The organism is Achromobacter spanius (assembly GCF_039673305.1).
Classification (GTDB): domain Bacteria; phylum Pseudomonadota; class Gammaproteobacteria; order Burkholderiales; family Burkholderiaceae_B; genus Achromobacter; species Achromobacter spanius_F.
The window spans coordinates 20,617-34,611 of record NZ_JBDJLJ010000015.1; the positions used below are offsets into that span (position 1 = coordinate 20,617).

Consider the following 13,995-nt stretch of genomic DNA (forward strand, 5'->3'; position numbering starts at 1 on the left):
CTGCCAATGTAGCAGCTTCGCGCCCTGGGGCCGGCGCGCGGCGCGCCCGGCGCCGCGCCGTCGCGGGTCAGTGGAACAGGACCACGGCCTTCTGCAGGGTGATCCAGATGCCCCAGGCCAGCGGAATGCCGACGCAGGCCCAGGCGAAGGCGATCAGCGCCGGCGGCGTGCGGAAGCTGGATTTACCCACGCCGTGGGTTTCGGCGGCCACGGCCCGTTCGTGCGCCAGCGCCTTTTCGCGGGCCAGTTCCTCGTCGGTCATGAAGTACTTGGCGTTTACCGGGCGGATGGCCAGGTTGCACAGGAAGCCCACCACCAGCATGCCGGCCAGGATGTACATGGTGATGTCGTACACCTGCGCGCGCGGCACGCCGATGGACAACTGGTACTCGCGGATGTAGTTCACCAGGACGGGGCCGAAGATGCCCGCCGCCGACCACGCGGTGAGGAGGCGGCCGTGGATGGCGCCGACCATCTGGGTGCCGAACAGATCGGCCAGATACGCGGGCACGGTGGCGAAGCCGCCGCCGTACATGGACAGGATCACGCAGAAGGCGGCCACGAACAGGGCCAGGGCGCCCATGTGCGCGGTCCAGGGGATGGCGGCGTACAGGACGAAGCCCAGCACGAAGAAGACGAAATACGTCATCTTGCGGCCCAGCTTGTCCGACAGGCTGGCCCAGAAGAATCGGCCGCCGATGTTGAACAGGCTGAGCAGGCCGGTGAAGCCGGCGGCGATGGCGGCGATGGCGGCGAGCTGTTCCTTGTCGAGCTGGCCGAAGCCCAGTTCAGGCTTGTTGATCAGGCCCCCGCCGAACACTTCCTGGAGCAGGGGCGAAGCCATGCCCAGGATGCCGATGCCCGCCGTGACGTTCAGGCACAGCGCCCACCAGACCAGCCAGAACTGCGGCACGCCCCAGACGCGCTTCACGTGGACGTGGCGCTGGGTGATCATGACGTTGTTGGCCTGCTTGGCGGGCGCGGTCCAGCCGGCGGGCTTCCAGCCGGTGGGCGGCACGCGGTAGCCCAGCGCGCCGGACATCATGAAGATGAAGTACACCAGCGCCATGGTCAGGAAGGTCTGCCAGACGCCCGGGGACGTCGGCGTGGCGAAGTGGCGCATCAGCAGGTCGGCCAGCGGCGCGCCGATCATGGCGCCGCCGCCAAAGCCCATGATGGCCATGCCGGTGGCCATGCCGCGGCGGTCCGGGAACCACTTGATCAGCGTGCTGACAGGCGATATGTAGCCCAGTCCCAACCCGATGCCGCCGATCACGCCGGACCCCAGCCACAGCATCCACATCTGGTGCAGATAGACGCCGATGGCCGAGATGACCAGGCCGCCACACCAGCACAGCGCCGACACGACGCCCGCCTTGCGCGGGCCGGCGCGTTCCAGCCAGCCGCCCCAGAGCGCGGCCGAACACCCCAGCAGGACAAAGAACAGGGTGTACATCCACCCCATGGTCGAGATCTTCCAGTCGCAGCTCGTGGTGAAGAGCTCGGCCACGAGGCTCATGTCGGGAGGGCAGGCCAGCGGCTTGGCGCCGCCCACCACCTTGGACAGCGGCAGCCAGAACACCGAAAAGCCGTAGGCCATGCCGATGCACAGGTGGATGGCCAGGGCGGCCGGCGGCACGAGCCAGCGCGAGAAGCCCGGCCCGGCGATGGTGCGTTCTTTGTCGAAAAAGCCCGGCCTCGAGCCGGGCAGGTCCAGGGTGGCGCTACTTTCCATGATGTCTCCTCAGGGGTGCGGCTTTATAGCGTGCGTAGGCCGGAAAAACCCGGTCCCGCCGCCTCTTTTAGGGATCTGTTGCTGTCCTGCCACTGCTTGGGGCCGCCAGGAGGCGGCCCGGACGCGCTAGGCCACGCGGGCAAGCGGCGTCAGGCGTTCGCGATGCTGCGTCACGGCCTGCAATACCAGCGGATGCAGCTGTTCCTCGCCGGCGTCGCCGTCCGGACTGCGTTCCAGGAAATCCAGCAGCTCGATGCGCATGCGCGGCTCCCAGAACTTGTGGATATGGTTGGCCACGCCTTCCAGCGCTTCGGGCCGGTCCGGCATCGCGTCGAAGAACTGGCCGATGCGGTTGGCCATGCGGATCAGGTTGACGATTTCCATTGCGTGTCGGGTGTCCGGTTCAGGTGATGATGCGTTCGGGGTGGGAGTAGATGGCGGCGTCGCCGTCGCGCAGGAATCCCAGCAGGGTCACGTTGGCGTCGGTGGCCAGCCGGATCGCCAGCGCGGTCGGGGCCGACACGGCCGCCAGCACCGCGACGCCGGCGGCGGCCGTCTTCTGCACCATTTCGAAACTGGCGCGGCTGGACACGACCACGATGCCGTCGCCGGCATGCATGGCCTGGCGGGCCAGCGCGCCGACCAGCTTGTCCAATGCGTTGTGCCGGCCGACGTCTTCGCGGACCAGGGCCACGGCGCCGTCCGCGCCGGCCCAGCCGGCGGCGTGCGTGGCGCCGGTGATGTCGTGCAGCGCCTGGCGCGCGCGCATGTCGCGCATGGCGGCCAGCACGGCCTGGATGCGGACCGGCGCCCCGTTGGTGATCGGCGCCACCGGGCGCAGCACCTCGGGCAGCGTTTCCACGCCGCACAGTCCGCAGCCGGTGCGACCGGCCATGGCCCGCCGCCGGGTCTTCAGGCGCATTTCACAGGCCGGCGAGATTTCCAGCTGGACCACGATGCCGCCGCTTTGCGGCAGCACGTCGATGCCGCGCACGTCGCCGACGCTGCCGACGATGCCCTCGGACAGCGAGAACCCCACGGCGAAGTCTTCCAGGTCCGCCGGCGTCGCCAGCATGGTGGCGTGGCTGATGCCGTTGTATTCCAGCGCCACCGGCGTTTCTTCGGCCACGTAGTCGGGTTCGGCGTCGGGGGCGATGGCGCCCGCGCGCACGCGGATGACCTGGGTCGGCGTGCAGTCGGGGCGGGCGGTTGTCGGCGTAGGCATGGAATCCCTGGCGTGCTGGCGGTCGGTTACTTCCCGGTCAGCGCCGCCTCGCTCTCGCGCGAGCGTTCGCGCAGGAGCTTTTGCTGGATATCCGCAAAACGCGACCACTGGCGCTGCCATTCCGAAGGCTGGGACACGCGCGTGACCTGCACGGCCGTGACCTTGTATTCGGGGCAGTTGGTCGCCCAGTCGGAGCTGTCGGTGGTGACGACGTTGGCGCCGGACTCGGGAAAGTGGAACGTGGTGTATACCACGCCCGGCTGCACCCGGTCGGTCAGGGTGGCGCGCAGCACGGTCTCGCCGCTGCGGCTCTGGATGCCGACCCAGTCGCCTTCGGCCACGCCGCGGTCCTCGGCGTCCTGCGGATGCAGTTCCAGCACGTCTTCGCCGTGCCACATCACGTTGGGCGTGCGCCGGGTCTGCGCGCCCACGTTGTACTGCGACAGGATGCGGCCCGTCGTCAAGAGCAGCGGGAAGCGGCGCGTGCTGCGCTCGTCGGTGGGCACGTACTTGGTGATCATGAACCTGCCCTTGCCGCGCACGAACTGGTCGATGTGCATGATGGGCGTGCCTTCCGGCGCGTCGTCGTTGCACGGCCATTGCAGGCTGCCCAGCTTGTCCAGCTTTTCGTACGTGACGCCGGCGAACGTGGGCGTGAGCCGCGCGATTTCTTCCATGACCTGGCGCGGGTGCGTGTAGTTCATGGGGTAGCCCAGCGCATTGGACAGGGCCACCGTCACTTCCCAGTCGGACTTGCCGTTCTTGGGCTCCATGACCTTGCGCACGCGCGAGATGCGGCGCTCGGCATTGGTGAAGGTGCCGTCCTTTTCCAGGAACGACGAGCCGGGCAGGAACACGTGGGCGTACTTGGCGGTCTCGTTCAGGAACAGATCCTGCACCACGATGCATTCCATGGCGGCCAGGGACGCCGCCACGTGCTGGGTGTTGGGATCGGACTGCACGATGTCTTCGCCCTGGCAGTACAGGCCCTTGAACGACCCGCCCAGCGCGGCTTCGAACATGTTGGGGATGCGCAGGCCGGGTTCGGGCTGCAGCGTCACGCCCCAGTCCTTCTCGAATTGCGCGCGCACGGCGTTGTCGGAGATATGGCGGTAGCCCGGCAGTTCATGCGGGAACGAGCCCATGTCGCACGAGCCCTGCACGTTGTTCTGGCCGCGCAGCGGATTCACGCCCACGCCTTCGCGGCCGATGTTGCCCGTGGCCATGGCCAGGTTGGCGATGGCCATGACCGTGGTCGAGCCCTGGCTGTGTTCGGTCACGCCCAGGCCGTAATAGATGGACCCGTTGCCGCCGGTGGCAAAGAGACGCGCCGCGCCGCGCACGGCCTGCGCCGGCACGCCGGTGATCTCTTCCATGGCCTCGGGCGAGTTCTCGGGCAGCGAGACGAAGTCGCGCCATTCCCGGAAGGCCTTTTCCTCGCAGCGTTCGGCGACGAAGTCCTCGGCGATCAGGCCCTCGGTGGCGATCACGTGAGCCAGCGACGACAGCAGCGCGGTATTGGTGCCCGGACGCACCTGCAGGTGGTAGTCGGCCTTGATGTGGGGCGAGCTGACCAGTTCGATGCGGCGCGGATCGATGACGATCAGCCTTGCGCCTTCGCGCAGCCGGCGCTTCAGGCGGGAAGCAAACACGGGGTGGCCGCTGCTGGGGTTGGCGCCCATCACGATGACCACGTCGGTGTGCATGACCGAATCGAACGTCTGGGTGCCGGCCGATTCGCCCAGCGTCTGCTTCAGGCCGTAGCCGGTGGGCGAATGGCAGACGCGCGCGCAGGTGTCGACGTTGTTGGTGCCGAAGGCGGCGCGCACCAGCTTCTGCACCAGCCAGGTTTCTTCGTTGGTGCAGCGCGAGGACGTGATGCCGCCGACCGCGTCGCGGCCGTACTGGCCCTGGATGCGGCGAAATTCCGAGGCCGCGTAGTTGATCGCCTCGTCCCAGGACACTTCCTTCCAGGAGTCGGTGATGTGCTTGCGGATCATGGGCTTGAGCACGCGTTCCTTGTGCGTGGCGTAGCCCCAGGCAAACCGGCCCTTCACGCAGGAATGGCCGCGGTTGGCCTGGCCGTCCTTCCAGGGCACCATGCGCACGACTTCCTGGCCCTTCATTTCGGCCTTGAAGCCGCAGCCCACGCCGCAGTACGCGCAGGTGGTCACGACCGAGTGTTCGGCCTGGCCCATCATGATGACGGTCTTTTCCTGCAGCGTGGCGGTGGGACAGGCCTGCACGCAGGCGCCGCAGGACACGCATTCGCTGTCCAGGAACGGCTGGTCCTGCCCGGGCGACACGCGGGACTCGAAGCCCTTGCCCGAGATCGTCAGCGCGAAGGTGCCCTGGGTTTCCTCGCAGGCGCGCACGCAGCGGTTGCAGACGATGCACTTGGACGCGTCGTACGTGAAGTACGGGTTGGACTCGTCCTTTTCGGCCTTCAGGTGGTTGGCGCCGTCGTAGCCGTAGCGCACGTTGCGCAGGCCCACCACGCCGGCCATGTCCTGCAGTTCGCAGTCGCCGTTGGCGGGGCAGGTCAGGCAGTCCAGCGGGTGGTCGGAGATGTACAGCTCCATCACGCCGCGGCGCAGGTCATGCAGCTTGGGCGTTTCCGTGTAGACGACCATGCCGTTCTCGGCGGGCGTGGTACAGGACGCGGGATAGCCGCGGCGGCCCTCGATCTGCACCAGGCACAGGCGGCACGAGCCGAACGGTTCCAGGCTGTCGGTGGCGCAAAGCTTGGGAATGTTGATGCCGGCGTCCGCGGCGGCGCGCATCAGCGAGGTGCCTTCGGGCACGGTGATTTCCTGGCCGTCGATGGTCAGGGTGACGGTCTTTTCGGACACGCGCGCCGGCGTGCCCATGTCGCGGTCGCGCTTGATGACGGTTTCTAGCATGGCGGTCTCGGGTTCAGGCCGCGTGGGCGGCAGAATGGGAGGACTCGATGCCGAAGTCCTGCGGAAAATGGTTCAGCGCGGACAGCACCGGGTAGGGCGCCATGCCTCCCAGCGCGCACAGCGAACCGCCCAGCATCGTGTCGCACAGGTCGCGCAGCAGGTGCACCTGCTGCGCGCGCTGTTCGCGGCTCTGGCCGCCGGCTGCGATCTTGTCGATGGTTTCCATGCCGCGCGTGGAGCCGATGCGGCAGGGCGTGCACTTGCCGCAGGATTCGATGGCGCAGAACTCCATGGCGTAGCGCGCCATGCGCGCCATATCGACGCTGTCGTCGAAGGCCACCAGGCCGCCGTGGCCGATCATGGCCGAGATCTGGATATAGGCTTCGTAGTCCAGCGGCACGTCCCATTGATATTCGGGCAGGTAGGCGCCCAGCGGGCCGCCCACCTGCACGGCGCGCAAAGGCCGTCCGGACGCGCTGCCGCCGCCGAACCCGTAGAGCAGGTCGCGCAGGCTTAGCCCAAAGGCCTTTTCCACCAGCCCGCCGTGCTTGAGGTTGCCGGCAAGCTGGAACGGCAGCGTGCCGTGCGAGCGGCCCACGCCGTAGTCGCGGTAGTAAGCCGCGCCCTTGGCCAGGATGATGGGCACGGTGGCCAGCGAGATGACGTTGTTGATGACGGTGGGCTTGCCGAACAGGCCCGAGATGGCGGGCAGCGGCGGCTTGGCGCGGACCACGCCGCGCTTGCCTTCCAGGCTTTCCAGCAGGGAGGTTTCTTCCCCGCAGATATAGGCACCCGCGCCCTTGCGCACTTCCAGGTCGAAGCGGCGGCCGCTGCCGTGCACGTCGTCGCCCAGCCAGCCCACGCTGCGCGCCCGCGCGATGGCGGCTTCCAGGGTGGCGATGGCGTGCGGGTACTCGGAGCGCACGTAGATGTAGCCGTAGGTCGCGCCCACGGCCAGGCCCGCGATGGTCATCCCTTCGATCAGGACGTAGGGGTCGCCTTCCATCAGGAGGCGGTCGGCGAAGGTGCCCGAATCGCCCTCGTCGGCGTTGCACACGATGTACTTGGTATCGCCCGGCGTGCCGGCCACGGTCTTCCATTTGATGCCGGTGGGGAAGGCCGCGCCGCCGCGGCCGCGCAGGCCCGATTCCACCATTTCGTCGACGATCTGGGCGGGCGCCATGGCCAGCGCGCGCTTCAGGCCCTGCAGGCCGCCATGCGCGGCGTAGTCCTGCAGGGACAGCGGGTCGATCACGCCGACCCGCGAGAAGGTCAGGCGTTCCTGGTGCTTCAGGTAGGGGATTTCCTCGGTCAGGCCCAGGCGCAGCGCGTGTTCGCCACCCGACAGCCAGCCGGCGTCGAACAGCGACGGCACGTCGTCGGGCTGGACGGGGCCGTAGGCGATGCGGCCCTGCGGGGTGGCGATTTCCACCATGGGCTCCAGCCACAGCAGGCCGCGCGAGCCGTTGCGCACGACCTGCACGGCCAGGCCGCGCTCGTCGGCAAGGCGTTCGATGTCGCGCGCGACGCTGTCGGCGTCCATGGCCAGCGCCGCGGCGTCGCGCGGCACGTAGATGACGACGGGGGCGCTCATGGCTTGGCCTCCAGGGTGCGGGCCAGCAGGCGGTCGAGCTTGGCTTCGGTGACGCGCGCGTGGGGCTGGCCGTCGATCATCACCGCCGGCGACTGGGCGCACAGGCCCAGGCAATACACCGGCTCCAGCGAGAAATTGCCGTCTTGCGTGCTGCCGTGGAAGTCGCAGCCCAGCGCGGTGCGCGCGTGGGCGGCCAGGCGTTCGCCGCCCATGGACTGGCAGGCTTCGGCGCGGCAGACCTCGAGCGTGTGGCGTGCGGCCGGTTCGGTGCGGAAATGGGGGTAGAACGTGATGACGCCGTGGACTTCAGCGCGGGAGAGGTTCAGGGCCTCGGCGATGGTTTGCACCGCCTCGGCCGGAATACAGCCCAGTTCGTGCTGGACCGCGTGCAGCACCGGAAGCAGCGGCCCGGGCTGGTCTTTCAGCCGGGCAAGAATGCGGGCCGTGGCCGCGATGGCCGGGGTGTGGGATGCCTGGGCGGCGTCCAGGGCCAGCTTGCCGCCCCGGGCGCCGCCGCTGGATGCCAGATCGGACTTTGCCTCGCGCTGATGCACGTCGGTCTCCTCCTGTGTTGCGTGACCCCATTGGGGCGTTCTTTTCGGGCCGGATCTGTTGGAATTAATATGCTTTAAAAAACATATAAATTGCCCGTCCGCCGTGTTATTTGTGTACTCTAACGACGTACTTGAACGCCTTCAATAAGAAATAAATGACATATAAGTTCCGTATCGGCCTGCGGCCGCAGTGGACATTGAGCGGAGACGACAATCCGGCGGCCGGGACGGACGCCGGCGCCGCGGCGCCCGTGCCGTTGCAGGACATGCTTGCGCTGCTGGCGGCCATCGACGCCACCGGCAACATTTCGGGCGCCTGCCGCGCCTGCGGGCTGTCCTACCGGCATGCCTGGGGCGTGCTGCGCCGCTTCGAGTCCATCTTCGGCACCCAGCTGCTCATCACCAACCGGCGCCAGGGCACGCAACTGTCGCCGTTTGCGCAGCGCCTGCTGTGGGCCAACCGCCGCATCGAGGCGCGCCTCATGCCCACGCTGGACAGCATGGCCTCGGAACTGCAGGAAGAACTGGAAAGGCTGCTGCCGGAAAGCGGTCCGCACCTGCGGCTGCACGCCAGCCACGGCTTCGCGGTGGAATCGCTGATGCAGCACATGGGCGGCCGCACGCCCGGGCTGGAGCTGCGCTATCGCACCGCGATCGAGGCGCTGGCCTCGCTGGAGCGCCACGAATGCGACCTGGCGGGGTTCCAGGTGCCGCTGGGCGATTTCGAGTCCCCCATCATGGAACGCTACGCGCAGTGGCTGCACGCCGACGACTACATGCTCATCCACCTGGCCGTGCGCAATACGGGCCTGTTCGTCACGGCGGGCAACCCCAAGCAGATCCGCGGCATGGCGGACCTGGCGCGCACCGACGTGCGCTTCGTCAACCGCCAGATCGGCTCCAGCACCCGCTACCTGGTGGGGCTGATGCTGCAGCGCGCGGGCGTGTCGATCGGCGAGGTCCAAGGCTACGAAACCAACGAATTCACCCACATGGCCATCGCGGCGCACATCGCCAGCGGCATGGCCGACACGGGCGTCGGCGTGGAGACGGCGGCCTGCCGCTTCGGGCTGGACTTCATCCCGCTGGTGCGCGAGCGCTATTTCTTCGCCATCCGCAAGTCGTCGCTGGACACGCCCGCCATGCGCGACCTGCTGTCCATCATGCGCAGTCCGGACTACGTCGGCTACGTAAGCCAGCTTGTCGGCTACGACGCCCGGGACACCGGGCGCCTGCAGTCCCTGCAAGAGGCGTTTCCGTGAAAGCGCGGCGCCTGCGCGCATTGCGGTCCGCCGGGATATGATGCCCTCATGAGCAAAGTGATTTTCCTTGCCGATCACCGCAACGGCGCGCCGGCGTCCGCCGCGCCCGGGGATCCGCCGCCGCCCGGGCAGCCCGCGCTGGACCAGCGCGCGCGGCCCTTGCGCGACCTGCGCATTTCCGTGACCGACCGCTGCAACTTCCGCTGCACCTATTGCATGCCGCGCGAAGTCTTCGACAGCAGCTACAGCTTCATGCCGCATTCGGCGCTGCTGTCTTTCGAAGAAATCAGCCGGCTGGCCGGCGTCTTCACGCAGCTGGGCGTGGAAAAGATCCGCCTGACCGGCGGCGAGCCCCTGCTGCGCAAGCACATCGAGAACCTGGTCGGCATGCTGGCCGAACTGCGCACGCCGCACGGCCGTCCGCTGGATCTCACCCTCACCACGAACGGCAGCGTGCTCGAGCGCAAGGCCGCGGCGCTGAAAAGCGCGGGGCTCACCCGCGTCACCGTCAGCCTGGACGCGCTGGACGCCGCGATGTTCCAGGGCATGAGCGACAGCGGCTTCACTCCGGACGACGTGCTGCGCGGCATCGACGCCGCCGCCGACGCCGGGCTGGCGCCCGTGAAGGTCAACATGGTGGTGCGCAAGGGCCTGAACGACGGGCAGATCCTGCCCATGGCCGAGCGCTTCCGCAACAGCGGCCACATCCTGCGCTTCATCGAATACATGGACGTGGGCAACAGCAATGGCTGGAACCTGGCCGAGGTGGTGCCCAGCCAGGAAGTGCTGGACCGCATCGGCGCGGTGTATCCGCTGGCGCCCGTGGAATCGACCGAAATGGGCCGCGTGGCCGAACGCTGGCGCTATCTGGACGGCGGCGGCGAGATCGGCGTCATCTCCAGCGTCACGCATGCCTTCTGCGGCGGCTGTACGCGCGCGCGCCTGTCGCCCGAGGGCAAGCTCTACCTGTGCCTGTTCGCCCACGAAGGGCACGACCTGCGCGCGCCCCTGCGCGACGGCGCCACCGACCTCGAACTGGCGCGCATCCTGACGGGCATCTGGTCGGCGCGCGGCGACAACTATTCGGAACTGCGCGGCCGCAACATGGCGGACCCGTCGCGCAAGATCGAAATGAGCTACATCGGTGGCTGAATCCTTGCACGGCGGCGTCGCCGGCCTGATCCTGGCGGGCGGACAAGGCGCCCGCATGAACCGGCTGGACAAGGGACTGGTCGCGCTGCGCGGCGAGCCCATGGTCGCGCACGTGGCGCGCCGCCTCGCGCCCCAGGTCGGCCGGCTGATCATCAGTGCCAACCGTCATGCGGACCGCTATGCGCAATACGGCGAGGTCGTGCCGGACGGCGAGCCCCAGCTTGGCGCCTGGCAGGGCCCGCTGGTGGGCATCGCGGCGGCGCTGGCCGTTGCGGCCGTTGAAGAATGGCTGGTGGTCGCGCCTTGCGACACGCCTTTCCTGCCCGCGGACTTGGCCGCGCGCCTGATCGCCGCGGCGCGGTCGGCGGGGGCGCCCATGGCGTATGCGGTGGCGGGGGGGCAGCGGCACTCCGCCTGCATGGCGCTGCGCGTGTCGCAGCGGCCGGCCCTGCTCGACTACCTGCGGGCAGGCGATCGCAAGGTGGGACTGTGGCAGGCCAGGGCGGGCGCGGTCGAAGCGGTGTTCGACGACGCGCCGCCGCATGCCTTCATGAACGTCAATACGCCCGAGGAACTGGCGCTGGCCGAGCGCTACGCCAGCCAGTGACGCAGGTCGTAGTAGGCGACCCGGTCCTGGTCATGCACCAGCACGTCCGCCGGCAGGCGCGCCAGGCCGGTGGACCACGGCAATGAACTGATCACGCCCGAACCCTGATGGCCGTAGGGCGCCAGTTCGCTGCCGCCGTCGTCGGCGGTGCGGCACTGCACGCGCAGGAACTCCTCGCGGCCGTCCTGGCGTGGCTGCGCGGTGCGCAGGGGCAACCGGCTGACGGGCGGGAAGATTTCCGCGCGGCCTTGCATGCGGCGCATCAGCGGCGTCACCAGCATGGCGAATACCGCGTAGGCCGATACGGGGTTGCCGGGCAGGCTGACCACGGGCTTGCCGTCGATCTGGGCCAGCGCCACCGGCTTGCCCGGCTTCATGCGCACCTTCCAGAGCGACAGTTCGCCACCCAGCGCCGCCAGCGCCGGCTTGACCAGGTCGCGCTCGCCGACCGACACGCCGCCGACGCTCAGCACCAGGTCGCAATCGGCCAGCAGCGTCTTGAAGGCGGCCAGCAGGTCGGGTTCGGTGTCGCGGGCATGCAGCACGTGGACGGGCAGGGCGCTCATGCCGCGCACCATCGCGGCCAGCATCGGCCCGTTGGAGTTGTAGATCTGTTCGGTCGCGCGCGGCTGGCCGGGCAGGACCAGTTCATCGCCGGTGGTCAGGATGCCGACGCGCAGCTGCGCGACGACGGGTACGGACGCCAGCCCCTGCGACGCCAGCAGCGCCACGTGCGCGGCCTGCAGCAGGGTGCCGGCCGGCAGCAGCGGGGCGCCGGCCAGGGTGTCCTCGCCGCGGCGGCGGGTGTGCTGGCCGGGCTTGGGTTCACGCGATACCTGAACGTGGTTGTCGGTCTCGGTGGCGTCTTCCTGCATCACCACGACATCCGCGCCGGCCGGAATCACGCTGCCCGTGAACAGGCGGATGGCGTGGCCGGGCTTGAGGGGTTCGGGCACGTCGCCGGCGTAGCAGCGCTGCTGGATCGGCAGGCGCGCGTCCAGGCTCCAGTCGGCCAGGCGCAGGGCGTAGCCGTCCATGGCGCTGTTGTCGGCCGGGGGGATGTCCACCGTGGCCTCGAGGTTGGCGGCCAGCACGCGGCCGCTGGCCTGCGCCAGGTCCACGTGTTCGGTGCGCTGCAGCGGGCCGGCCGCATTGGCCAGCAGGGTCTGGGCTTGATCGAAATCCAGCATGGGTCAGTTTTCTTCTTCGCGTTTCTTGAACTGCGTGGCGAAATTGCACGGGCCGTGGCTGCTGTCGAGCTGCTCGCGCAGGATCTGCGCCCAGGCGGTTTCGCAGGCGTTGTTGGAACCCGGCAGGCAGAAGATGAGCGTCTGGTTGGCCGACCCGGCGAACGCGCGCGACTGGATCGTGGAACTGCCGATCTCGGTGTAGGAGATCTGGCGGAAGAGCTCGCCAAAGCCGGGGATTTCGCGGTCGAGCAGCGGCATGATGGCCTGCGGCGTGTAGTCGCGGTGCGAGAATCCCGTGCCGCCCGTGGTCAGGATGACCTGGACTTCGGGATCGGCGATCCAGTCGCTGATGATGCGGCGGATCTGGTAGATGTCGTCGCGCACGATGTCGCGGCGCACGCACTGGTGCCCGGCCTGCGCCAGGCTGTGCGCCAGCAGGTTGCCGGAGGTGTCGTCGCCCGCGCTGCGGGTGTCGCTGACCGTCAGTACGGCGCAGCCCAGCGGGACCGCGATGGCGTCGCTCATGGATTCTCCTTTTTGTCGGCGGTGTCTTCATCCCAGGAATCCGTGCGGTCCTGGTCGGATTGGCGTTGTTCGACCCAGAAGCTGCTGCCGCCCGCAAGGGTTTCGCGCTTCCAGAAAGGCGCGCGGGTCTTGAGCGCGTCGATGATGTATTCGCAGCCGCGGAAGGCGTCGCCGCGATGGGCGCTGGCCGCCGCCACGAAGACGATCTGCGCATTGCGCGCCAGCGCGCCCACCCGGTGCACGATGACGGCGCCATCCAGGTTCCAGCGCGCGCGCGCCGTGGCGGCGATGTCTTCGAGCTCGCGCTCGCACATGCCGGGATAGTGTTCAAGGAACAGCGTGTCGGTGGGCGTGTCCGGCGCGTAGTCGCGCACATAGCCCACGAAGGTGACGATGCCGCCCACGCCGGGGCCGGCGGCATCCCGCAGCGCAGCCGTGAGCGCGGCGCCGTCGAAGTCGGCTTCCTGGACGCGGATCATGGCGTTCAGCCTCCGGTGACGGGTTCGAACACGGCCACCTCGTCGCCCGCGCGGATGGGCGCCGACGGCTTGGAGTGGGTCTGGTTGATGGCCAGCTTCAGGCGGGCGGCCGGTTCAAGCTGGGGATAGCGTTCGCCCAGCGCGGCCAGCAGCTGCGCGCCGGTGGACTCGCCATCGAGCGGCCAGGCTTCGGCGCGCTTGCCGACCAGTTCGGCCACGCGGGCGAAGTACAGGAGATTAATCGTTGCGCCATTCACCGCTTTTGCCTCCCGCCTTGTACTTAAGGCGAACTTGTTCGATCACGATGCCCTTGTCGGCCGCCTTGCACATGTCGTAGATGGTGAGCGCGGCGACGCTGCACGCCATCATGGCTTCCATTTCCACGCCCGTCTTGTAGCTGGTGCGGCAGGTGGCCAGGATGTCGATGCGATGCTCCGCGTCGTCCAGCGAGAACTCGACGCCGACGAACGCCAGCGGCAGGCTGTGGCACAGCGGGATCATGTCGGCGCAGCGCTTGGCGGCCAGGATGGCGGCCACGCGCGCCGTGTTGAGCACTTCACCCTTGCCCTGGCCCGGCTGGGTCAGCAGGCCGTAGGCCACGGCGTTCATGCGCACGTTGGCGGCGGCGACCGCCACGCGTTCGGTGTCCGTCTTGGCGATGACGTCGACCATGCGGACCTGGCCGGCTTCGTCCAGGTGGCTCAATGTGGGGGTGGACGTGGACATGGGAATCGGGATCAAGAATTGTTAATGAATGAAAAGACCGCGC

General features: G+C 68.5%; 14 protein-coding genes. 3 read left to right on the plus strand and 11 right to left on the minus strand.

Annotated elements, in window-relative coordinates; translation table 11 throughout:
* Window positions 1–67: 67 nt before the first annotated feature.
* The 6 genes from ABE485_RS14650 to ABE485_RS14675 all read right to left on the minus strand — a co-directional run bounded on the left by ABE485_RS14650 (window position 68) and on the right by ABE485_RS14675 (window position 8,011).
* Window positions 68–1,735: an OFA family MFS transporter gene (locus ABE485_RS14650; protein WP_346516008.1), complete on the minus strand. Its 1,668-nt coding sequence runs from the start codon at window positions 1,733–1,735 to the stop codon at window positions 68–70.
* Window positions 1,736–1,861: 126 nt separating this feature from the next.
* Complete coding sequence (locus tag ABE485_RS14655; protein ID WP_346516009.1) at window positions 1,862–2,119, minus strand: formate dehydrogenase subunit delta; 258 nt, start codon at window positions 2,117–2,119, stop codon at window positions 1,862–1,864.
* Between the two features lie 19 nt (window positions 2,120–2,138).
* Window positions 2,139–2,960, minus strand: a complete 822-nt coding sequence (fdhD, locus tag ABE485_RS14660; protein ID WP_346516010.1) for a formate dehydrogenase accessory sulfurtransferase FdhD — start codon at window positions 2,958–2,960, stop codon at window positions 2,139–2,141.
* A gap of 26 nt (window positions 2,961–2,986) precedes the next feature.
* On the minus strand, window positions 2,987–5,863 hold the full coding sequence (fdhF, locus tag ABE485_RS14665; protein WP_346516011.1) for a formate dehydrogenase subunit alpha: 2,877 nt from the start codon (window positions 5,861–5,863) through the stop codon (window positions 2,987–2,989).
* A 13-nt stretch (window positions 5,864–5,876) separates the two neighbouring features.
* Window positions 5,877–7,457 (minus strand): formate dehydrogenase beta subunit, encoded by a 1,581-nt coding sequence (locus tag ABE485_RS14670; RefSeq protein ID WP_346516012.1) that lies wholly within the window; start codon window positions 7,455–7,457, stop codon window positions 5,877–5,879.
* Window positions 7,454–8,011 (minus strand): formate dehydrogenase subunit gamma, encoded by a 558-nt coding sequence (locus ABE485_RS14675; protein WP_346516013.1) that lies wholly within the window; start codon window positions 8,009–8,011, stop codon window positions 7,454–7,456. Before ABE485_RS14675 ends, ABE485_RS14670 begins: the two co-directional genes overlap by 4 nt.
* A 155-nt stretch (window positions 8,012–8,166) precedes the next feature.
* On the opposite strand from ABE485_RS14675, the gene ABE485_RS14680 reads away from it, so the two are divergent.
* Genes ABE485_RS14680 through mobA form a run of 3 tightly spaced genes read left to right on the plus strand, consistent with a single transcriptional unit; the run spans window position 8,167 to window position 11,032 of the window.
* Window positions 8,167–9,273, plus strand: a complete 1,107-nt coding sequence (locus ABE485_RS14680) for a substrate-binding domain-containing protein (protein ID WP_346516014.1) — start codon at window positions 8,167–8,169, stop codon at window positions 9,271–9,273.
* Between the two features lie 48 nt (window positions 9,274–9,321).
* Complete coding sequence (moaA, locus tag ABE485_RS14685) at window positions 9,322–10,425, plus strand: GTP 3',8-cyclase MoaA (protein ID WP_346516015.1); 1,104 nt, start codon at window positions 9,322–9,324, stop codon at window positions 10,423–10,425.
* Between the two features lie 55 nt (window positions 10,426–10,480).
* Entirely contained in the window at window positions 10,481–11,032 is a 552-nt protein-coding gene (gene mobA, locus ABE485_RS14690; protein WP_430795427.1) for a molybdenum cofactor guanylyltransferase MobA, read from the plus strand.
* Here the strand turns inward: mobA and ABE485_RS14695 are convergent.
* From ABE485_RS14695 to moaC, 5 genes are read right to left on the minus strand one after another with little or no spacing between them, the layout of a single operon-like run.
* Window positions 11,017–12,222, minus strand: coding sequence for a molybdopterin molybdotransferase MoeA (locus tag ABE485_RS14695; RefSeq protein WP_346516017.1), 1,206 nt, complete (start codon window positions 12,220–12,222; stop codon window positions 11,017–11,019). The genes mobA and ABE485_RS14695 overlap by 16 nt on opposite strands.
* A gap of 3 nt (window positions 12,223–12,225) precedes the next feature.
* Window positions 12,226–12,747: a molybdenum cofactor biosynthesis protein B gene (moaB, locus tag ABE485_RS14700; RefSeq protein WP_346516018.1), complete on the minus strand. Its 522-nt coding sequence runs from the start codon at window positions 12,745–12,747 to the stop codon at window positions 12,226–12,228.
* A complete protein-coding gene (locus tag ABE485_RS14705) occupies window positions 12,744–13,226 on the minus strand; it encodes a molybdenum cofactor biosynthesis protein MoaE (RefSeq protein WP_346516019.1) in 483 nt (160 codons plus the stop codon). The genes moaB and ABE485_RS14705 overlap by 4 nt, the downstream gene beginning before the upstream one ends.
* A gap of 5 nt (window positions 13,227–13,231) precedes the next feature.
* Entirely contained in the window at window positions 13,232–13,483 is a 252-nt protein-coding gene (locus ABE485_RS14710) for a MoaD/ThiS family protein (protein WP_346516020.1), read from the minus strand.
* Window positions 13,464–13,952, minus strand: coding sequence for a cyclic pyranopterin monophosphate synthase MoaC (moaC, locus tag ABE485_RS14715; RefSeq protein WP_346516021.1), 489 nt, complete (start codon window positions 13,950–13,952; stop codon window positions 13,464–13,466). The genes ABE485_RS14710 and moaC overlap by 20 nt, the downstream gene beginning before the upstream one ends.
* Between the last annotated feature and the right edge of the window lie 43 nt (window positions 13,953–13,995).

Bases quoted from the DNA above. Each gene is read 5' to 3' on its own strand.
- mobA (WP_430795427.1), top strand. From the start codon at position 10,481: ATGAACCGGCTGGACAAGGGACTGGTCGCGCTGCGCGGCGAGCCCATG.
- moaC (WP_346516021.1), bottom strand. From the start codon at position 13,952: ATGTCCACGTCCACCCCCACATTGAGCCACCTGGACGAAGCCGGCCAG.
- moaB (WP_346516018.1), bottom strand. From the start codon at position 12,747: ATGAGCGACGCCATCGCGGTCCCGCTGGGCTGCGCCGTACTGACGGTC.
- ABE485_RS14670 (WP_346516012.1), bottom strand. From the start codon at position 7,457: ATGAGCGCCCCCGTCGTCATCTACGTGCCGCGCGACGCCGCGGCGCTG.
- ABE485_RS14705 (WP_346516019.1), bottom strand. From the start codon at position 13,226: ATGATCCGCGTCCAGGAAGCCGACTTCGACGGCGCCGCGCTCACGGCT.
- fdhF (WP_346516011.1), bottom strand. From the start codon at position 5,863: ATGCTAGAAACCGTCATCAAGCGCGACCGCGACATGGGCACGCCGGCG.
- moaA (WP_346516015.1), top strand. From the start codon at position 9,322: ATGAGCAAAGTGATTTTCCTTGCCGATCACCGCAACGGCGCGCCGGCG.
- ABE485_RS14695 (WP_346516017.1), bottom strand. From the start codon at position 12,222: ATGCTGGATTTCGATCAAGCCCAGACCCTGCTGGCCAATGCGGCCGGC.
- ABE485_RS14655 (WP_346516009.1), bottom strand. From the start codon at position 2,119: ATGGAAATCGTCAACCTGATCCGCATGGCCAACCGCATCGGCCAGTTC.
- ABE485_RS14650 (WP_346516008.1), bottom strand. From the start codon at position 1,735: ATGGAAAGTAGCGCCACCCTGGACCTGCCCGGCTCGAGGCCGGGCTTT.
- fdhD (WP_346516010.1), bottom strand. From the start codon at position 2,960: ATGCCTACGCCGACAACCGCCCGCCCCGACTGCACGCCGACCCAGGTC.
- ABE485_RS14680 (WP_346516014.1), top strand. From the start codon at position 8,167: ATGACATATAAGTTCCGTATCGGCCTGCGGCCGCAGTGGACATTGAGC.